Source organism: Nostoc sp. DedQUE12b (genome assembly GCF_034530835.1).
In the GTDB taxonomy this organism is placed as follows: Bacteria; Cyanobacteriota; Cyanobacteriia; order Cyanobacteriales; family Nostocaceae; genus Nostoc.
This window is the reverse complement of record NZ_JAVRCI010000013.1, coordinates 99,793-119,098: the sequence shown is the minus strand read 5'-3', so window position 1 is coordinate 119,098 and position 19,306 is coordinate 99,793. Positions and strand designations below refer to the sequence as shown.

Sequence of the window (19,306 nt, the reverse complement as noted above, 5' to 3'; positions counted from 1 at the left end):
ATGCGAATTAATGGGCGTTCGGCTTTAGCTTGTAAGGAAAATGTTGGCAGTGAACTTGCCAGATTACAACAAATACCATCATCCCCAAGTAAAGTAAATGCTATTGGTGAAATCACGATCGCACCTCTTGGCAATATGCCCGTGATTAAAGATTTGGTTGTGGATATGAACAGTTTCTGGAACAATCTAGAGGCAGTTGCTCCTTATGTGAGTACGGCAGCACGACAAGTACCAGAAAGAGAGTTTTTGCAAACACCACAAGAGCGATCGCGTCTTGATCAAACTGGTAACTGTATTATGTGCGGCGCTTGTTACTCTGAATGCAACGCTCGTGAAGTTAATCCAGACTTTGTAGGTCCCCATGCCCTTGCCAAAGCTTACCGAATGGTAGCAGACTCCCGCGATAGCGATACCGAAAATCGTTTAGCAAGCTATAACGAAGGTACTAAAGGCGTGTGGGGTTGCACCCGTTGTTTATACTGCGATTCAGTTTGTCCAATGGAAGTTGCACCATTAGAACAAATCACCAAAGTTAAACAAGAAATTCTCACCCAGAAACAAGCTAGCAATACTCGCTCAATTCGTCACCGAAAAGTATTGGTGGATTTAGTTAAAGAAGGCGGTTGGATTGATGAACGTCAATTTGGTTTACAAGTAGTCGGTAATTATTTTCGAGATTTAAGAGGATTACTTGGTCTTGCACCCCTCGGTTTGCGGATGATTGTTCGGGGTAAGTTTCCCCTATCATTTGAACCTTCAGAAGGGACAGAACAAGTGCGATCGCTCATTGAATCTGTACAGCAAGTAGAAAACAAAAGTTAAAAGTGAGGAGTTAGGAGTTAGGAATTTTAACTCCTCACTCCTAACTCCTAACTTATTAACTGTAGTTCAACGCGGTTCTTGAGGTATATTCAACGGTCGTCCAAAACGGTCATATACTAAAACATCCCACTGACCATTGTTACTAGACTCAAAAGCAATCCTACTACCATCAGCGCTAATTGCAGGGTTACGAACTTCCGCTTGCAGGTTATTAGTCAAATTCCGTGATTGGCGTGTTTCTCGGTCGTAGAGAAAAATAGCCGATCGCCCCTGACGGCTAGCAGCAAACACAATATAACGACCATCTTGTGAAACACTAGGATGATTTGCGATCGCATCAAAGGAGTTTAAACCTGGCAAATCAACCAAATCACGAGTTACCGTATCAAACATATAAACATCTTGGCTACCGCGTCGGTCAGTAATAAAAACAATGTATCTCCCAGAAATTTGGGGGTTTAATTCCGACGCTAAACTATTGAGACTTCGACCCCCCGGATCAAACGGATAATTCAAAATCCGAGGGTAGCCAAAACATCCAGTCAATAAAAAGCAAAAAAATACAGGTATAAAAAAAACACGTTTCATATAAATTAGTCATAAGTCATTAGTTAATAGTCTCATAACTCCTAACTCTGCCAATTTTAGATTTTAGATTTCTCCATCAATCTCAAATCCCAAATCTAAAATTGAATGATTTTTAACTCCTATGGAGGTGAACCTACGGTTGCACCATTGGGAATATCTAACTCAATATTTGGCCCCCGGTCTAGGACTTCAATATCCCACTGACCACGAGTGGCGGTTTCAAAAACAACATAACGTCCATCTGGGCTGATATTTGGTTTTCTGACCCAGCCGCGATAAATTGGTGTGACAATTTGCGACTGTTGCGTAGCGCGATCATAAAGTGCCACCACTGGTCTACCTTGATCGCTAGTAAGATAAGAAATATAACGCCCGGTGTAGCTCAAACTTGGACTTTCGGCAATTGTCTCCTGTCGGTTTATCCCCGGAGTGCTAATAAACAGTTGCCTCTCCAAATCGTACACTAGTAGCTGCTGATTACCATTCCGATTAGATACAAACGCTAAAAAGCGCCCATTTCCGCTCAAAGCAGGTTGCTCCTCGGTGTAGCGACTGTTAAGAGAAGTAGGCCCTATAGGAATATCGTTAGTACCACAAGATACAAGCAAACTTGTTAAACCAAAAACCAGGCTCCAATGAATTGGTCTTTGGAGCCAAAATGTAGGCGTAAATTTTTCCACCTCAACTGTTTTCCGTTGCCTTTAAACCTACTTACACACCAACTGTTTTAAACATCGTCATCAAAATCGGTCAAATTATCTAGCCCCTCATTTGGTTTTTCCATTGGGCTGTATGGTACATAATCAGTTGGGATTGCATCATCATCTTCGCGCGGTCTTCGAGGAGTTGAGTCAGTGGGTGGACGACGCCTTCTCGGTCTGGAAGAAATATCATCTTCACGACTTTCGGGACGCTGGGGCCCGTTATTACTACGGCGAGAAGGTTTTCTGACTTCCCCACCAGAACTTTCCCAATCATCAACTTGCCTAGATGAAGAACCCCAATTTTCATCTTCAGAGCTTTCAGAAGGGCGATTCACAGGACGACCAGAATTCCGCCGACGCGTTCTATCAGATGGAGCCTGTCTTTCACTACTGCTGCTGTTGCGGCGTTCTGAACGACGGGGAGGTTGCTCCTCGTAGTAGTTATCACGAGTGGAAATCTCATCCCTGCTACCCCGAATCCGGGCACGCACTGGGCGTTCCTCCTCGTCTTCATAAGGCAGTGGCTCTAAATCTGCATCCATTTCAGCTTGATACTTTCTGCGATCGTTGTACGAATAGCGATCGCTAATCGGTCGATCTTCGTCCACAATCGGAGTATTGCGCTTTGCTTGCTGGGTAGCTATACTCCGCAAGCGAATACTTTCAACTGCAAAAAACACAGTTGTGCCTACTAAAAGCAATTGACCAAATTGTAAAATCGGGTCAAGCCGCCATCCTTGAAAGACAAGAATAAAACCGCAAAGCAAGCCGACTGCTGCAAAAAAGATATCTTGATCCCGTGACAATTCTGGACGCACAGTGCGGAGAAAATACAGTGCTGCCCCAGCCACAGCCAGAAAAATTCCTAGAATACTGGCTGAGTTTGCCCCAAAATTTACCTGAGCCAGAAAACTGGCTGAGTTCAGCCCAAAATTTATCATTGCTGTTTTCCCAATATCAAATCTATGTTAGCGACTCACAATTAAAATCACTACTGTAATTAGTCACAACATATTGAAGCTTCAAAGCTTCTGGCAAAGAAGCTCTGAAGCTGTTCACCGAAAAATTAAAAAACCTATGTCTGTCAGCTATAACTGCTACCAGCGGCAAAAACTGCTGCTTTTGGTGCAATTAACTAGATAGCTGACATACAATCGATTATGAGAGTTGAATTAACTCTCATAAGCATTATGAACGCTGAATTTTATCTTTCTGGCTAATGAAAATTAGACCAACTGTGGCGGGGATTACAACAATTGCAGTACCCCATAGCAGACTCCAAAGAAAATTTGCTAAAGAAGGCGTCATACTTCTAAACCTTTTTTTACACACTTCATCCTAATTTTAATAGTGTATTACTTTCTTGAGAAGCCTTTAACTCTGAACAGCCAAACTTGGTAACTGCTGTGAGGAAGTTTGCTTTTGTATTCCAGAAGGAAATGGCAGCATTTAGTTAAAATGATGATAAGAGTGCTTTACAAAGCTTCAAATTTTGCAGCGTTAGCGAAGCGCGGCTTGCCGTTCGCCTAAGTTTTTCTTTCTTTACGATAGATATTACCTTAAACCGATGACTGGTGTTGACCTGACTGCTTGGATTCTTGGCCCTGTGTTAGGGGTGATGACATTTTTATTTATATTTCGGATCATTCTCACTTGGTATCCGCAAGTGAATCTGAATCGTTTGCCCTTTAATTTAATAGCTTGGCCTACCGAACCATTTTTAGTGCCATTGCGAAAACTGGTACAACCTATAGGCGGAGTGGACATTACACCTATTATTTGGGTTGGTATCTTCAGCCTGCTGCGAGAAATATTACTAGGTCAACAAGGATTGCTGACTATGCTATCTCGTGTGAATTAGAGATGGGGCATGGGGCATAGGGCACTGGTTCCCCTCCATCTCCCTCATCTTCTCCCACTCCCCACTCCTTACTGCCCGCTCCCTACCCCCTAGTACAAGTCGGCAGAATAAACCTACCATTTCATTACAGCCAGAAAGCCCAAAATTAAAGCAGGCGTGACTTTTGACTTTTGACTTTTGACCCTTCGACTCCTTTCGACTGCACTCAAGGCAAGTCGCTCAGAGTCAAGGCTGAACGAAGCCGAAGCCTTGACTTTTGACTTGCGGTACTAGCCGTTCATTTCCTGCACAAAATTTGTATAGACATTACCCTGTAAAAACTGTGGAGTTTCCATAATTTTTTGATGAAACCCGATGGTGGTAGGTAATCCAGTAATGGCACATTCCCGCAGCGCGCGTTTCATCCGGTTAATAGCAGTGGGTCGGTCTGGTGCCCAAACAATTAACTTGCCGATTAAGGAATCGTAGTAGGGCGGGATTTGGTAATCTGTGTAAACGTGGGAATCAATCCGCACACCAGGGCCTCCGGGGGGCAGATAGCTACTGATTCGTCCAGGAGAAGGGCGAAAGTCATGGTCGGGATCTTCAGCGTTGATTCGGCATTCGATCGCATGACCTCGTAATACTACTTGCTCTTGGGTAAGCCTGAGTCTTTCCCCTTGGGCAATGCGAATTTGTTCAGCAACTAAATCTATCCCAGTAATCATCTCTGTTACAGGATGTTCTACTTGAATCCGGGTGTTCATTTCCATAAAGTAGAATTTACCGGATCTATCCAGGAGAAACTCAATAGTACCCGCCCCACTGTAGTTAATGAATTGGGCAGCTTTGACAGCAGCTTGTCCCATTTTTTCACGTAGGTCTTGATCGAGAGCCGGACTAGGAGCTTCTTCTAACAGCTTTTGATTCCGGCGCTGAATTGAGCAATCCCGTTCGCCTAAGTGGATGGCATTACCATAGTTATCCGCCAAAATTTGAAATTCGATGTGGCGGGGACGTTCAATAAATTTTTCTATGTAAACGCCAGAATTCCCAAAAGCTGCTCCTGCTTCGCCTTGGGCGGCGAGAAAAAGTTTGACAAATTCGTCTTCAGAACGAACTAGGCGCATACCCCGTCCACCGCCACCTGCTGTAGCTTTGATCATCACTGGATAGCCGATATCCTTGGCGAATCCTAATCCTTCTTGCTCGGATTCTACCAATCCCTCAGTACCTGGTACCGTCGGTACTCCAGCTTTTTGCATGGTTTCTTTGGCAGTGGATTTATCGCCCATCCGTCTCATAGCTTCTGGAGTTGGGCCGATAAAAGCAATATGATGGTCGGCACAGATTTCCGCAAACCGGGCATTTTCTGCCAAAAAACCATAGCCTGGATGAATGGCAGTAGCATTGCGCGTCAGTGCAGCAGCAATAATATTGGGAATATTCAAATAACTTTTACCGCTAGCAGGTTCGCCAATGCAAACTGCTTCATCAGCAAGTTGGACGTGGAGAGCATTACGGTCAACGGTGGAGTGAACCGCAACTGTGGCAATTCCCATTTCTTCACAGGCGCGGAGAATGCGAAGGGCGATTTCTCCCCGATTGGCAATTAATATTTTGTCAAACTTCATTTTTTAGTTTCGATATCATTACCAGTAGATTGACATTTTCTCTGATCCAACTTGAAACAATGCTTCCACATTATTTCAAATTATTGCAGGATATTCACCACCCTGATTCTAAGCAAACGCAAGATGTGCAGGCTTGCTGCCTCTACGGGTCTTACTACACTAACAACATTGCTGCTGTAAGTCTTGGCTAGACTACCAAGCTGGACTTTTGCATAGGCGTAGCCCTTCCTAGATATCGCCTACAGCAGACGCATACCCCATTGCACCCCGCCAAACACACACAGTAGCTCTACCCTTTTCAATATCCCTTGTACAGCTGCTAAATTTCTGTCAGTCTGATACCGCCTTGAGAAAATTTATATTTTTGAGCAACTGAATTTAGATATCACCTTACTATAATTATTTTCTTATGCTATAGTCTATTCTTAGACAAACCATGCGGATGTGGCGGAATTGGTATACGCGCACGCTTGAGGTGCGTGTGGCTTTGCCTTGGGAGTTCGAGTCTCCCCACCCGCATTTTTGCTTGTTTAAGCATAGGGTCAATAGTCACAGGTCAAAAAACCTTAGACTGTTGACCCTTAAATATTAAGTTTGCTTCCGAAGCACTTCAGTGCTTACTAGATATTAAGTAAAGTTGCCTTGTCAAAGTACTAGTCCTTTATGCTTTTATAGAAATAGGTGAAGTTTTGTAAAAAGCATTGACTATTTCTTTTCCGCCAACAAACAACCTAACACTGCCACCAGCTTGGCATCGCCTCACTCCGATTTGGCAAGGAGGGGAGGAAATAATTCAACAAAGTTTACCTCACACTCAGCTAGCACCTGCATGGCAGCTAATGCTTTTGGGTGACGGCTCTCCAACACGTCACTTAGAATTGCTCACAGGTGAGGCTATAGAAGTAGATGTTATTGATATGTCATTGATTGGCATGGACTTGGATGCTGCTCCTGAGTTAATCCAAGCTGTCCCAGAACCGCGATTACGGCGACAAGTATGGCTGCGTACCGCTTCTGGTCAAAGATTAGCCTATGCTACTTCGTGGTGGGAAGCCAGTCATGTCGATGAGTATTTACAAAACCGTTCATTACCAATTTGGGCAAGTTTAGCTCGTCTTCGCACAGAATTGTATCGGGATGTTCGAGGAATTTACTACGGTGACTCATTGGCACTAGAGTCCGGTTTTGGTGTAACTGGGCCTTTTTGGGGCCGCCACTACTTGTTTTGGCATCATGGACAACCACTGACATTAATTTATGAAGTTTTTTCACCTTATTTAACTAAATATTTGGGGCCTATGCAGTTGAGTGCTGTTAATGCTGAGGCATAGTATTATTTAAAAGTTTTTCATCTTTTACAGTGCGCCCCAGAGCATGGGAATTTTGCATTAATGACTTTGAAGATGAGTAATCTATGTAAAATCCCGGACACTGAATTGATCTTGCTTAGATCAAGTCAACACCACAAATGGAGGCTCTATAAATAAAAGGTAGTCTGGGTTACAGATTACTTGCAGCTTTTTCAAGTTAGTTATATCCTCAAAGTGCTTGAAATCAAGGATGTTAACTTTCGGAGACTTTCCGAAAAAGACAGCCCTTTAAAGGAAGTGTCCTGCGAAATTTAACAAAGCATGTTAAAAAAGGTAACTAACCACTAAAACACCGCTTTGAAACAGTAGAGAAGGTTGATTACGGAAATATTATCAATGTCTATGGTGGAGAAATTTATGAAATTAACTACCTAGATCGCAAGAAACTTTTTGGTTGACTTAACCAATTCAGCAAGTAATGAGTTTGGAAATATGAGGTATAGGTTTCAATGGCACCGCCTCTTGTGTCTGTTCCGATGAAGAAAAATAAGAAACCGTCTCTGGTGCTGACGCTCTCGGCTGCTGGGTTATTGATTGGTGCGGGGAGCGTAGCTTACTGGTTGTTAGCTCAGAGACAATTATCTTCTAGCGATTTGCTAGTAGGTGCAAATATTATTCCTGGTGATGCCTTGTTTGCGGTTTCTTTAACAACAGATCCGCAGCAATGGCAGAAATTGCGGCAGTTTGGGACAAAAGAAACTCAAACAGAACTGGACAAAAATTTAGTCCAGTTACGCGATCGCTTTCTGACTAATAATGGTTACGACTTCCAAAAAGATATCGCTCCTTGGGTAGGCAACGATGTGACGATCGCAATTCTTGCCCCAACAATAGGGAAGAAACCCGCACCCAAACCAGTTACCACCAATGAAAGTGCTGCTAGCGATCAGCAGTCGATGGTAATGGTATTGCCAGTAAAAAATTCAGAAATCGCCAAAAGCATTTTGGCACAACCCAAAACCCTTAAACAAGGCAAATGGATTGACCGTACTTATCAAGGGATCGCCATCAAAGAAGGTGAGGGACAAGCAGGGCAAAACTTCTCGACTGCATTACTAGATGGGCGTTTTTTAGTCATAACTGATAGTCCCAAAGCTACAGAACGAGCGATCGATGCTTATAAAAATAAAACATCTCTAGCCACAACAGGAGGCTTTACTGAGAATTTCCCGAAAATTGCCAATTCCCAACCCTTTGCCCAGTTTTATGTAAATGTGCCAACAGCAGCGAAAATAGCCGCAGCTTCTCCAAACCGCCCTTTACCTGCTCAAGTTTTAGCTCAACTGCAAAATAACCAAGGTTTAGCCGGGACAATAACCTTAGAGTCAGAAGGAATCCGCTTCAAGGGCGTTTCTTGGTTAAACCCTAATAGTCAACGTGTGCTGGTGGTGGAAAACAAAGCTGGGAAAATGCAAAGCCGCATACCAGCAGAAACCTTAATGATGCTTACTGGTGGTAATTTACAGAGATTGTGGAGAGACTATGTTTTAACATCTCAGGGAAATCCTTTGTCACCGATCGCACCAGAACAGATTCGAGGTGGGATAAAATCCCTTACCGATCTTGATTTAGAGAAGGATTTGCTTAGTTGGATGAAAGGGGAGTTTTCGTTATCAGTAATTCCTGCTACTCCAAAAGAAGGTTCACCAAATGATTTTCGTGCGGGTTTGCTGTTCATGGTACAGACAAGCGATGCTTACGGCGGGCAAAGCCTACGCAAATCAGCTGAGGCATCCATCAGTAAGCTGGATGAAGTTATGAAAAATCAATACCAGTTTCAAGTGCAACCAGGAAAAGTCGCAGGTCAATCTGTTGTTAACTGGGTATCACCTTATGGTACGTTAACTGCTACCCGCGGTTGGTTAGATGGAGATGTCGCTTTCTTAGTAGTGGGCGCTCCTATCACCGATAAAATTGTTCCTAAACCTAACTACACACTAGCTGGTACTCTTCCCTTCCAACAAACAGTTCCTACAGAACCCAATCCAACGAATGGTCAATTTTTCCTGGATGTGGAACGAACTGTGAAAAATTTCCCTTTACCAACTCTAATTCCCAATCAACAAATTTTGCTAGATGCAACGCGCTCAATTGGCATGACATCTGCTGTCAGCGATAATCGTAGTAACCGTTACGATATTTTTATCGAACTTAAAAAAGTTACTAACGCGACTACATTACCTACCCCAGAAGGGGGTAAGAGTAACTCTGTTAGATAGGGAGTAGGGAGTGGGGAGATGAGTGAGATAGGGGGACAAGGGGACAAGGGGGTAAACAAAACTCTTAACTCTTAACTCCTAACTCAGCACTCAGCACTCCTAATGCCCAATCCCCAATGCTTCATTCCCGATTCCTCTCTAAACATATAGGATCAAAACAGTCAGAATAGATATTTTAAATTATCCACGGAGAGAAGACTTTATGAATTTGGTTGTACTCCAAAACTGGCTGGACAATGCGTCCTTTGCCATATTATTCCTAACAATGCTGGTGTATTGGGGAGGAGCGGCTTTTCCAAATCTGCCTTATCTAGCCGCTTTGGGGACAGCTGGGATGGCGATCGCAAATTTGTGTATAGCTACTCTACTAGGGGCACGATGGATCGAAGCTGGTTACTTTCCCTTAAGTAATCTCTATGAATCCCTGTTTTTCTTAACTTGGGGAATAACCGCCGTCCATCTGATTGCGGAAAATAGTAGCCGTAGCCGCTTAGTAGGAGTTGCGACAGCCCCGGTGGCAATGGCGATCGCAGCTTTTGCTACTATGACACTACCATCGCAAATGCAAGCGTCAGAACCCTTAGTACCTGCCTTGAAGTCAAATTGGCTGATGATGCACGTCAGCGTTATGATGCTGAGTTATTCTGCTTTGATGGTGGGTTCGTTATTAGCGATCGCTTTCTTAATAGTCACTCGCGGTCAAAATATTCAACTCCAAGGCAGTTCTGTAGGTAATGGTGGCTATCGCAGCAACGGCTATCGCTTGCACAAAGCCACTGAACTAATTTCTCAACCACCAACCCCTGCTGTCGAAAATAACGGCTTTGCCCGTTTTGAAAGTAGTAGTAACGGCAACGGTAACGGTAACACTGCTGTTTTGAATTTAGTAACTACTCCTGAATCTCAAGCCATAGCATCTGCTGAACCTCTTTCACCCCAGCGCCTTAGCCTTGCTGAAACCCTCGACAACATCAGCTATCGCATCATCGGACTAGGATTTCCCCTGCTGACAATTGGCATTATTGCTGGTGGCGTTTGGGCTAACGAAGCCTGGGGTTCCTACTGGAGTTGGGACCCGAAAGAAACTTGGGCATTAATTACCTGGTTAGTGTTCGCTGCCTACCTTCACGCCAGAATTACTCGCGGTTGGCAAGGGCGTCGTCCCGCAATTTTAGCCGCCACCGGCTTGCTTGTGGTTTGGGTTTGCTATCTCGGTGTGAATCTTTTAGGTAAAGGTTTGCATTCTTACGGTTGGTTTTTCTAAGAATCGTTTAAATAAAACTACCCTACCCGCGCTGCCGCGCACTCTCCCCTTGCCAACTACGGTGTATACACAAGTCTGAAATAGTTTACTCAGCTGCTTTTTTGCGTCAGTTTTACCCCACCCTAACCCTCCCCGTATGTATTGGGGCTACGGTGTACACACAAGTCGAAAAAAGCTTGATTTTCCATTGTTTTCTCGTTGATCTCGTTCCCATGAAGAGCATGGGAATGCCTGATTTAGAGGCTCTGCCTCCAGTCAGATATTGAGTCTCTGACTCAATGAATGCATTCCCAGTCTCCGACTGGGAACGAGGAAAAACAGGAAAGTCTTATCAAGCTAGGTTTTTAGGACTTGTGTGTACACCGTAGATGTATTGGGGAGGGAACTAGATTTCTTTTCCCCCAATAAACGGCGGGATTAAGGGGGGTAACTTGACTTTTGTATATACCGTAGCCCCTTACCAAGGGGAGGGTTGGGCAGGGGTAAAGCGAGAATTATAGGCTAATTTACCAGAGATGAAATTATTACCGAATTTTTATTTGAGCAGCACTAAATCTATAAAATCATTATTTTATTTCGGATGAACTGTTATATCTCTAGAAAATATAGATTTATTGATGGAGATTTTTATGGAAGATGGATTCGAGAGACTAAATCACGATGAAGTTGTGTCTATAGAACCAGACACATTTAATAAGTTAAATATTGCTAAAACCTTTAAAGTCCGTGATTTGATTACAGCAATTAAAGAATATGTTGGAGCAGAAGAAACAGATGAAGTAAATTTGTATACCCAAGGATTAAATTGTGAAGTTTTACAGTTTAGTACTTTGGGATGGAAAAAAGGAAAAGTGAGACTTGCTTTAGAATTTTGTCCTGATGAATCTGAGTCCCCACTTGATGAAATTTTTCAAAAACTCAAACAAGTGGAAAATTAATATCCAATGAGCAAAAGAACCCCGACTTCTTAAAGGATACAGATGGTGAATAGGGGGTTTTACCCCCTAATACAGTTTAGAGCAGCAGGTCAGAAGATACAAAAAGTAGAGTAACTTGTGGTATCTGTGTATGACACTGCATCCAAAAAATCAATGGGAAATACCAGAACAAACAGCACAAATACGAGGTAATTGGAGTGCCTTAAAAACCCTGCATGAAAATCCAAGCTACTCCCGCCGCTGTTAGAGGTACGCTGAGGTTATCTGTGCCGTGGGGTGAGACTGCCTCTGCTAAGGTTGCGAAAGTAGCAGTTACTACCGCCGTCAACAATGCCCATCCTAAATTTAAAGGCGTTGCTAGGGGACTTAGCGACGAAGCAGGTAGCAGTAACAGCACCAAGAAAATTACTACTGTACTTGCTACAAACATTGCTGCTGAACCTTCCCAGGAACGCACAGAACTTCCCACTTGGTATTTATGCTGCCCAAAACGTTTACCGATTAATGCTGCTAGTGCGTCACCCCAGGTCATTGCCATTATGCCAGCTACAGCAATTGGGGCGCTATCTACTGGGCCATCTGGTCGCCACAATAGCCCGAACAGCAGTGTCACTGAGATAGCGAAATAAACTGTGCCGGGTGAGCTATCTTGGGTATCCATTGCGCCGATAATTCGGTAGCGGTAAAACAAGTAGTTCAGTCCGATAAAGGTAGCAAAAGGTATAATTCCAATTTCCCAATTCTTAAACAGTAGCAAGACTCCGAAAACCCACATCCCGGCACCAATATGGATTACCTTGCGGGTCAAATCTGGCTTTACACCAAATAGCCTACGTAGCCCTTCGCCAATCACAAGCAGGCTGATAGCGTAAACATAAGAAATTGCTAGCCCGATAAAATTATTTGTCATTTGTCATTTGTCATTGGAAAAAGAACTACAGAGAGCTGTCCCTCTGCGTTGCTGATTCACTTAGGTCGATCGCTATTTCGTCTAAAGTTCTTTTCTACTGGCGAAACGCTACCAATACCTTGAAGAATACCACGACCGATTAAACCTAAACCCCGACCAACTATTTGGGTAAGGATAAAAACTATACCGCTACCGAAAATAGCTACTAGTGATTTTAAACGCGGTGCGATCGCATCACTAAATTCTAGGAGCAATGTGACTACTAAAGGAATATTAGAAAGTTTTACTAATTCCTGATTTCGAGGAGCATAAACTGAAGTATTGGCAATGCCACGAGGCACTATTACAAATAGTTCATAGCGACTTTCAAAAACTTCTTTTGGCTCGTTTATATAATTTTTGAATCTATATTTCCATGACAAATCATTTCTGAAACGTTCAACTTCTCTTGTAGAAATTAATTGCTGTCCATAAAAATTTTGCTTAATCTCTTCTACATCTGCTAAATAATTTAACAGTGGTTGCACTACTCCATTCGCTACCTGAATCAATAAGTTTTCTAAAATCATCAATGCTTGGGATTTAGCTTCAGCGCTCACTACTGGATATGAGGTATTATCAATGTTCAATTCCGTTTGAAATAAGACATAAGAATAAAACTCACAAACTAGCGGAATTTTATTAAGAATATCTCTTTGCACAACCTCTTGATTTTGCAGCAATAAATTAACTATTTCTATATTTTGATTAACTATTTTTATCCGAGAAAACTTCCCGAAAAAATCTATAATTACTGCTTGCCATAAATCTCTTATCAAGGTATTCCTTAGTTCATGTAATTGATTTATCTCTATTTGAGAAGTACGCAGTTCATCCAACTGTTCAGCTATTTTTTGTAGTATTAGATAAAGTAATTCCCGTTTTTTATCGTCACGAAAGATGTCAATTTCTAAAGGTATATCTGTGACATTTCGTAAAGGAAATTGAAGTTTAGTAACGCAAGATGTAAACAAGGCAGATTGTAGGGTTCCCGGACTAAGTAAAGGTGATACAGCTTGCCTTTGTTGAATGGTACTACTTAATGAAGGAGTAAAAGGCGGCTCTTCAGCAACCGGAATCTGTTCCTCTTGCCTTTCTTGTGATGAAACCAACAATCGATTTATCAGCCAACGAGCCGCTAGCAGTTCTCGCCGCTGTCCAGCTAGAATTGCTCGATCTAGTATTGGTAGTCCGGGAACCTGTAATTGTGCTGTTACTGCGGCTAGGGTAGCATCAATATTAGCGATTCCTGACAAACGTAAATTATTTCGCAGTTTAGAGAAAGGGAGTGAGGAATTAGGAGTTAGGAGTGAGGAGTTAGGAGTTATTATTGCTTCTCTGTCCTGGAACCAGTAAGAACCACCATCTGCAACTTCTTGCATGACGGCGACTAACTCAGGAAGTGGTGTACCTTTAGGGCAATAGCCATTTACACCAACAGATTTCGCAGCTAAGAGCAGTCCTTGTTCTTGAATAGAACTGAGGAGCAAAATTGGTAAATTGGGATATAAGGCTCTGAGTTGCCGACAGAATTGTAAGCCTAGCTGTTGGCTGGTGGTGGAGCGACCATTGCCGAACTCCAAAACTAACAAATTTAGCTGGTTAGGGTCTTTTTTGGCAGTTTCTGCTAGAATCTGCAAGGCAATGGTATCAGTTTCTACAACTGCGATCGCCTCTAGGTTAGGAATCGCTTCTAAAGCTACCTGTAATCCCAGACGAAAAATCGGGTCTTGGTCGATTAACAATAATTTTAAAGGGCGATCGCTCATAATCCACTCAGTTAGATCGACACTGTTTTTTACCAATCAGAAAAAACTTTGATCCAAAACTTTGTCTTCCCCATTGTCACCTGTTTTCGCAAACTGATAAATCGATCATAATTGCCTTATGCAGCCTTCACTGTGTAATTAAATGAACCTGAGTATTCGACACTGGTTGGCAGAACGCCATATCGCAATCAATAAAATCAGAGGCTTTTCTGAGGGGCAATTGGCAGGTATTGCCTACCGTATTGTTCAGGATATGGAACTCAAAAGCCTCATACCTTTCGATATCTGTACCTTGGTAGAGGTTTTAGAACTGCCCTTAAGTATTGTTTGGGAAGAAATCAGTGTCATTTCCCAGTTGACAGAAAAACTGTTGCGTAGCCTCAGCCAGAAAAAACCGTTAAAACGTAACGAAGGCACATGGCTAGCGTTTCAAATTGCCTATCTCCAAGCTTTGCAAGCAATTCTAGAGCAGGAAGCAAGCTTACAAAAACCGTGGTTAGACCGGGCAATTATACCCATGCAACCACACATACTTAAAGACGATGTGGGTAAAATTATCCTCGAAGATCCGCAACTACAAGGATTGCTGAAAACTCTCAGCCCAGGTAAATTGACTGATACTCAAGCTGAACAAGCACTATCTTCGGTTGCAGATTCATTATTAGTGCAACAAATAAATAACGCTGCTATAGCTTGGTTAGTTGCCAATGGTGCAGAGGAAGCGGAAGCGAAACTTCTAACACAGCGTTTGGTTAACTCACTTCCTGGTGACATATTGGTAGTCGTCACCGAGAATGCTGCACCTTTAGCCCAACTGCAAAAATTTTTCCGTTTGGGGATTTCATTATCTCCCAGTTTCATCACCCCAGAAGTTGGTTCTACAGTCAGTGAAAAAATTGATTTGCACCGAGAACATTACCGTGCAAGTTTGATTAAAAACCTCAGTATCCCTTTGCTGATGGAATCCTTTGCTCTTAAGGATATCTATGTGCCACAAAAAGGCTTACCAATAGAGGAAAATATTTCTGAGCAAGATAAAAAAGCTGTTAAACCAGTTGACTTAAAAACATGGGCACAGCAACAGCTAACTGATTTAGAAACGATCGCTGTCATTGAGTCAGAACCTGGTTATGGAAAAACTAGTTTTTGCCAACTTTGGGCAGCAGAGGTAGCACAGGAATTGTACCCTACTTGGATGCCGATAGTAATTAGGTTGCGAGACGTAAAATACGGCAAAACTCTAATCGAAACCCTAAATTCTGCCTTTGGTGTTAATCTTTCAACTTGGTTAGAGCAAGAAAATCTCCCTTGTCTGTTGCTGCTAGATGGTTTAGATGAATTGCCCCATTCTGCTCAGGGTATCAGGGCACAAGCAATTTTTATTCAGCAATTACTAAACTTTCAATCTCAACACCGCCACAAAATTGTGTTGACAAGTCGTTCAACGACGTTACCAGAAATCGTCTCGGAACTACCGCTATTATTGAGGCGAATCATTATTCAGCCATTGGATGGGGATGAACTCAAACAATGGTTTCAACAGTGGGCAAAAGTGCAATCATTACCCATTGCCCAAAATTTCTTTACATTATTAAAACAGGCAGGGTTATTTACCAGCCAATCAAAGTTAAAAGAATTATCTGTCCTTATCCGTCAACCCTTAATGCTGCATTTGTTGGGCATCTTGCACCGAGAGGGATTGCTAGATGATGAACTATTGCAGTTAGCTGCTAGTACCCAAAAGTCTTTTCTGTTATGGGAAATTCATCATCGCCTGAGTCGATGGTTGTTGGGTTATCCGCTAATTGGTGGGATCAAGACGATGCTACTGCGTTCAGGATCGGCTCATATTCACCGAACTCCAGAAGCGATCGCTAATTTACTCGCCGATCGTCATCCCCAAGATTTACTTGAGCAGATGCAAGCGATCGCTCTCAAAATTTTACACTCGCAACGTCATCAAATTAATTTAGCTGGTGAATTTAATACTTTACCAGTGTTTTATTTTAAAGTTTGGAATGTAAAAAGCTCAGGTGAAAGCACAGCGAAAAGTAGTTTAATAGAGTTTTCGCATCTCAAGTTAGGAGAATCTCTTTGTGCAGATGCTATAGCTACCCAACTTAAATTTCTAACTCAGTACCAAGATGAGGCTTATGGTACGCCCACTTTTGTACTTGATTTCAGTAGCGTGGCCCAGAATATTTATAATTTACTAGGTTACGGCATACTTAGCCAAGAAATCGAAGAACTAGCGATCGCTGGATTACGCCGCCAGCAAAAACACAAATTTTCGTTTGAAGTTTTATTTCAACGTCTTTTATCTTTCTGGCGTGCTTACTGTCAAGGACGTTGGTTAGATGAGGGGATAGCCCACAACGCTTTGACTAATTTTCACGCACTGCAAAACCCTGTGAATGTTGAACAGGTGAATGCTGCGGTAGGACTGAATGTGTTTTTATTGCTTTGTGCTTGCTACCGAGAAACAAAAGTTCCATTTTGGCCTTGTGGGAATCCAGTCAATTTGACAGAATTCAACCCAGAAGTGGTGAGTGTGCTAATTGCTAGGACAACGGTTTTGCATAAAAGTGCTTTCGCAACCCGAATCAAGTCTCTGTCTGGACTCAATTTATCGGGAGCCTCTTTATCGCAAGTGATGTTAACTGGGTTAAATCTTGAGCAAACAAATTTATCTAATGCGGAGTTAACAGGGGCGAATTTGGCTGGAGCCAATTTGCAACAGGCGAACCTCGCAGGCGCGAACTTACAAAACGTAAACCTTGCAGGCGCAAACCTGCAACAGGCAAATCTCACAGGCGCAAACCTGCAACAGGCAAACCTGATGGGGACAAATCTTAATTCTGCCGATCTCACCAACGCCTGCTTATTTGACACCATACTTGCTGCCACTGACAAAAAATTGGCCGCTGATAATGGTGCTTTGTTCTCTAAAGAAATATTTCAAAAACTGAAACATTTGCGTAGTTTACCGCCGCAGGCATCGCAGCAGCACTTCTTAAACACCGTGAAAATCACACCAAACACAAACGTTAATTGGAACCAAACCCCTGCGATCGGATTAATTGAGAGCTGTGAAGGCGCAATTTTATCAGCAGATTTAGATGATGATGTCGATGATGAGACAGTTTTTGGCAATTAATTCGATTGGGGAATAGGGAATTAGGCATTGGGTACAAGAGGAAGAGGTGCAGAGGGGAAAACTTACTGCAACTTCTTTTTCTTTGCTCCCCTGCTCCCCTGCTCCCCTGCTCCCTATCCCTCTTGCGGATTGCGGTAGCCAAAAAAGTTAATACTGTAGTCAGTAATCCGCACTCCTGTTTCTTCTTCAATTTTGCGGATCAAATCTTCTGGTAGTTCTACATGAACATCAAGAATTTGATTTGTATCCACACAGTTTATATGACTGTGAGAGTCACTGATATTGCCGTACAAACGCCCATCACAGCGTTCAATACACTCAATGATGCCTTGACTGGATAATGCTTCTAAATTTTGATAAACAGAAGTATGACCGATCTCTTTGCCTTGTTGGTTTAAGCGATCGTAAATCTCTCTGGCAGCAAGATGTTCATTTGCTTGCCAAAGTAATTCCAGAATAAAGCGACGCTGACGACTAACGCGCATACCCAGAATTTGACAGCGCTCAAGTGCATCTTCTAAGGAACGAATTGGTCTTGTAGTAATTGTTTGTTTTTGCATATTACAGCTTGTTAACTGTTAAGGGAATTTTCCCATCTAAATGTTTATTGGTTATTTAATATATGCAATGTATATTGCATACCAATATTTTACCTGTACTTATGTTTTGGCTTTTGATCCTGTGGAAGTGACAGGTGGCGATAATGATTTTTTTTGCTTGTTGACGGCTACTTTGTCAGACCTTAATCTAAAACAAACTCATTACAACTTTAACTTAAAATTGCTGTAAATGTCCACCTTGGGGCAGGTATTGCCTTACCCAAGTAGGCTAATTCTAATGGCATACTCTATTAATGGTGTAGTAATTATTTAGTTAGAGGCGAGTAATTATAGCAATGATAAAAGTAACATTTAACTTGAGCAAGAATCGGTGAAGTGAGTAGCCACCGCAAGCATCGCCAGCGGCTGATAATATCCAGGCTAGTAACTGGATGTATATTTGTTATAACTAGCAAAAATTAAGCAAAATTATCAAATAAATTTGATCGGGTCAGACTTGTGTCTCAACCTTGGATAGGTTGACGAAATTATTAACAAAAAAGTATCAGTAAATACTAATTGATTTGTGAAGAAAACTTTGTGCTAGGGACTTGCAAAAAATAAATTATCCCAAATTATTTGTATATTTGTAGGGGCGCAAGGGCTTGCGCCCCTACAATGGGATATTTTTTTAACTGGAAGTCCCCTATTAAAAGTCAATGTAGCGTCAATCCCTGAAAGCTGCTACTGTATATTCTCGATCCTACAGTTGAGCATCAAGAAAGTGGCTGCTGAATCAATGACAATTGCGATCGCACTCAATAATGACTTCATTAACAATCTAGATTTGTCGCCTGCGTCAACGGTGATTGAAAAACTGCTGCAAGATGGGGTTATATCCCATGAACAGCAGCTACGCTTTGATATCAATTACAATCTCGAACCTGGCGATCCACGGGAACTCTCAGAAATTCCAGAGGTACGCCTGTGGTTTGTGCGCCTAGATGCTAAATACCCCTGGTTGCCATTTTTACTAGATTGGAAAGCTGGAGAATTTGCTCGTTATGCCGCCATGCTTGTACCACACCAGTTTAGTTCCCAAGAAGGTATTCAGTACAATCCTGAAGCCTTAGAGATATTTTTGATGCATAAAATCTTTATCTTAGGCGATTGGCTCAAACAACAAGACATCCCTAGCCTCTCGCGCCTAAAGTCCATGGCCCAAATGCTGGGTTATGAATTAGATGATGCTTTTTTTGGGATATTTTAACAAGAAAGAATTCAGGAGTCAGGAGCCAGAATTCAGTATGAATTCTGAACGAAAAAGCGGACTTCGGCATGAGCGTTCAGTCGAACGCTAAATCAGTAGCATTTATTGCACCCCCATAAAATCTATGATTTTGTGGTCAACTTTCGTAATAACGGGTCTGAATCTCCCACTTTCTGATTCTGACCGGAGGCGGAGCGTCTCCGGCTCCGCTTCTGAATTCTGACTTCTGACTTCTTCAAAAAA

General features: G+C 42.4%; 16 protein-coding genes and 1 tRNA gene. 9 read left to right on the top strand and 8 right to left on the bottom strand.

Annotated features, from left to right (window positions below; translation table 11 throughout):
- Positions 1 to 822: succinate dehydrogenase/fumarate reductase iron-sulfur subunit (locus RMY16_RS09750; protein ID WP_322736175.1), on the top strand; the 822-nt coding region annotated here is incomplete at its 5' end.
- 66 nt (positions 823 to 888) lie between these two features.
- On the opposite strand, the gene RMY16_RS09745 is transcribed toward RMY16_RS09750, so the two are convergent.
- From RMY16_RS09745 to psbX, 4 genes are all read right to left on the bottom strand, one after another.
- Positions 889 to 1,410: a Tol biopolymer transporter periplasmic protein gene (locus RMY16_RS09745; RefSeq protein ID WP_322660161.1), complete on the bottom strand. Its 522-nt coding sequence runs from the start codon at positions 1,408 to 1,410 to the stop codon at positions 889 to 891.
- 119 nt (positions 1,411 to 1,529) lie between these two features.
- Complete coding sequence (locus tag RMY16_RS09740) at positions 1,530 to 2,090, bottom strand: TolB family protein (protein WP_194045223.1); 561 nt, start codon at positions 2,088 to 2,090, stop codon at positions 1,530 to 1,532.
- A 47-nt stretch (positions 2,091 to 2,137) separates the two neighbouring features.
- Positions 2,138 to 3,055, bottom strand: a complete 918-nt coding sequence (locus RMY16_RS09735; RefSeq protein ID WP_322736174.1) for a Ycf66 family protein — start codon at positions 3,053 to 3,055, stop codon at positions 2,138 to 2,140.
- A gap of 247 nt (positions 3,056 to 3,302) precedes the next feature.
- Positions 3,303 to 3,422 carry a photosystem II reaction center X protein gene (gene psbX, locus RMY16_RS09730; protein WP_174709687.1) on the bottom strand — a complete coding sequence of 40 codons (120 nt, stop codon included), beginning with the start codon at positions 3,420 to 3,422 and terminating at the stop codon, positions 3,303 to 3,305.
- A 259-nt stretch (positions 3,423 to 3,681) separates the two neighbouring features.
- Here psbX and RMY16_RS09725 point away from each other — a divergent pair, with 259 nt between their 5' ends.
- A complete protein-coding gene (locus RMY16_RS09725; RefSeq protein ID WP_265276153.1) occupies positions 3,682 to 3,975 on the top strand; it encodes a YggT family protein in 294 nt (97 codons plus the stop codon).
- Between the two features lie 269 nt (positions 3,976 to 4,244).
- Here RMY16_RS09725 and accC read toward each other — a convergent pair whose 3' ends face one another.
- Positions 4,245 to 5,588 (bottom strand): acetyl-CoA carboxylase biotin carboxylase subunit, encoded by a 1,344-nt coding sequence (gene accC / locus RMY16_RS09720; RefSeq protein ID WP_322736173.1) that lies wholly within the window; start codon positions 5,586 to 5,588, stop codon positions 4,245 to 4,247.
- A gap of 438 nt (positions 5,589 to 6,026) precedes the next feature.
- Between accC and RMY16_RS09715 the strand changes: the two genes are divergently transcribed.
- From RMY16_RS09715 to RMY16_RS09695, 5 genes are all read left to right on the top strand, one after another.
- Positions 6,027 to 6,107, top strand: a tRNA-Leu gene (locus tag RMY16_RS09715).
- Between the two features lie 182 nt (positions 6,108 to 6,289).
- On the top strand, positions 6,290 to 6,919 hold the full coding sequence (locus RMY16_RS09710) for a chorismate lyase (RefSeq protein ID WP_322736172.1): 630 nt from the start codon (positions 6,290 to 6,292) through the stop codon (positions 6,917 to 6,919).
- 488 nt (positions 6,920 to 7,407) lie between these two features.
- Positions 7,408 to 9,177, top strand: coding sequence for a DUF3352 domain-containing protein (locus RMY16_RS09705; protein ID WP_322736171.1), 1,770 nt, complete (start codon positions 7,408 to 7,410; stop codon positions 9,175 to 9,177).
- 202 nt (positions 9,178 to 9,379) lie between these two features.
- A complete protein-coding gene (gene ccsB, locus RMY16_RS09700) occupies positions 9,380 to 10,441 on the top strand; it encodes a c-type cytochrome biogenesis protein CcsB (protein ID WP_322660173.1) in 1,062 nt (353 codons plus the stop codon).
- A gap of 629 nt (positions 10,442 to 11,070) precedes the next feature.
- Complete coding sequence (locus RMY16_RS09695) at positions 11,071 to 11,379, top strand: KGK domain-containing protein (protein WP_094350095.1); 309 nt, start codon at positions 11,071 to 11,073, stop codon at positions 11,377 to 11,379.
- 202 nt (positions 11,380 to 11,581) lie between these two features.
- Here RMY16_RS09695 and RMY16_RS09690 read toward each other — a convergent pair whose 3' ends face one another.
- Together RMY16_RS09690 and RMY16_RS09685 are read right to left on the bottom strand one after the other, a co-directional pair.
- A complete protein-coding gene (locus RMY16_RS09690; protein ID WP_322736170.1) occupies positions 11,582 to 12,289 on the bottom strand; it encodes a phosphatidate cytidylyltransferase in 708 nt (235 codons plus the stop codon).
- A 56-nt stretch (positions 12,290 to 12,345) separates the two neighbouring features.
- Complete coding sequence (locus RMY16_RS09685) at positions 12,346 to 14,097, bottom strand: DUF3685 domain-containing protein (RefSeq protein ID WP_322736179.1); 1,752 nt, start codon at positions 14,095 to 14,097, stop codon at positions 12,346 to 12,348.
- A 142-nt stretch (positions 14,098 to 14,239) separates the two neighbouring features.
- Here RMY16_RS09685 and RMY16_RS09680 point away from each other — a divergent pair, with 142 nt between their 5' ends.
- Positions 14,240 to 17,254, top strand: a complete 3,015-nt coding sequence (locus tag RMY16_RS09680) for a pentapeptide repeat-containing protein (protein ID WP_322736169.1) — start codon at positions 14,240 to 14,242, stop codon at positions 17,252 to 17,254.
- Between the two features lie 113 nt (positions 17,255 to 17,367).
- On the opposite strand, the gene RMY16_RS09675 is transcribed toward RMY16_RS09680, so the two are convergent.
- The gene (locus RMY16_RS09675; protein WP_322660180.1) at positions 17,368 to 17,814 is read right to left on the bottom strand and encodes a Fur family transcriptional regulator; all 447 of its coding nucleotides are present in this window, start codon (positions 17,812 to 17,814) and stop codon (positions 17,368 to 17,370) included.
- Positions 17,815 to 18,592: 778 nt separating this feature from the next.
- Between RMY16_RS09675 and RMY16_RS09670 the strand changes: the two genes are divergently transcribed.
- Positions 18,593 to 19,063 (top strand): CRR6 family NdhI maturation factor, encoded by a 471-nt coding sequence (locus RMY16_RS09670; RefSeq protein WP_322660441.1) that lies wholly within the window; start codon positions 18,593 to 18,595, stop codon positions 19,061 to 19,063.
- Positions 19,064 to 19,306: the final 243 nt, after the last annotated feature.

What these genes read in the sequence shown, in the direction of transcription:
- RMY16_RS09745 (WP_322660161.1), bottom strand. Translation starts at nt 1,410, where the DNA reads ATGAAACGTGTTTTTTTTATACCTGTATTTTTTTGCTTTTTATTGACT.
- RMY16_RS09735 (WP_322736174.1), bottom strand. Translation starts at nt 3,055, where the DNA reads ATGATAAATTTTGGGCTGAACTCAGCCAGTTTTCTGGCTCAGGTAAAT.
- psbX (WP_174709687.1), bottom strand. Translation starts at nt 3,422, where the DNA reads ATGACGCCTTCTTTAGCAAATTTTCTTTGGAGTCTGCTATGGGGTACT.
- RMY16_RS09725 (WP_265276153.1), top strand. Translation starts at nt 3,682, where the DNA reads ATGACTGGTGTTGACCTGACTGCTTGGATTCTTGGCCCTGTGTTAGGG.
- accC (WP_322736173.1), bottom strand. Translation starts at nt 5,588, where the DNA reads ATGAAGTTTGACAAAATATTAATTGCCAATCGGGGAGAAATCGCCCTT.
- RMY16_RS09705 (WP_322736171.1), top strand. Translation starts at nt 7,408, where the DNA reads ATGGCACCGCCTCTTGTGTCTGTTCCGATGAAGAAAAATAAGAAACCG.
- ccsB (WP_322660173.1), top strand. Translation starts at nt 9,380, where the DNA reads ATGAATTTGGTTGTACTCCAAAACTGGCTGGACAATGCGTCCTTTGCC.
- RMY16_RS09695 (WP_094350095.1), top strand. Translation starts at nt 11,071, where the DNA reads ATGGAAGATGGATTCGAGAGACTAAATCACGATGAAGTTGTGTCTATA.
- RMY16_RS09690 (WP_322736170.1), bottom strand. Translation starts at nt 12,289, where the DNA reads ATGACAAATAATTTTATCGGGCTAGCAATTTCTTATGTTTACGCTATC.
- RMY16_RS09685 (WP_322736179.1), bottom strand. Translation starts at nt 14,097, where the DNA reads ATGAGCGATCGCCCTTTAAAATTATTGTTAATCGACCAAGACCCGATT.
- RMY16_RS09680 (WP_322736169.1), top strand. Translation starts at nt 14,240, where the DNA reads ATGAACCTGAGTATTCGACACTGGTTGGCAGAACGCCATATCGCAATC.
- RMY16_RS09675 (WP_322660180.1), bottom strand. Translation starts at nt 17,814, where the DNA reads ATGCAAAAACAAACAATTACTACAAGACCAATTCGTTCCTTAGAAGAT.
- RMY16_RS09670 (WP_322660441.1), top strand. Translation starts at nt 18,593, where the DNA reads ATGACAATTGCGATCGCACTCAATAATGACTTCATTAACAATCTAGAT.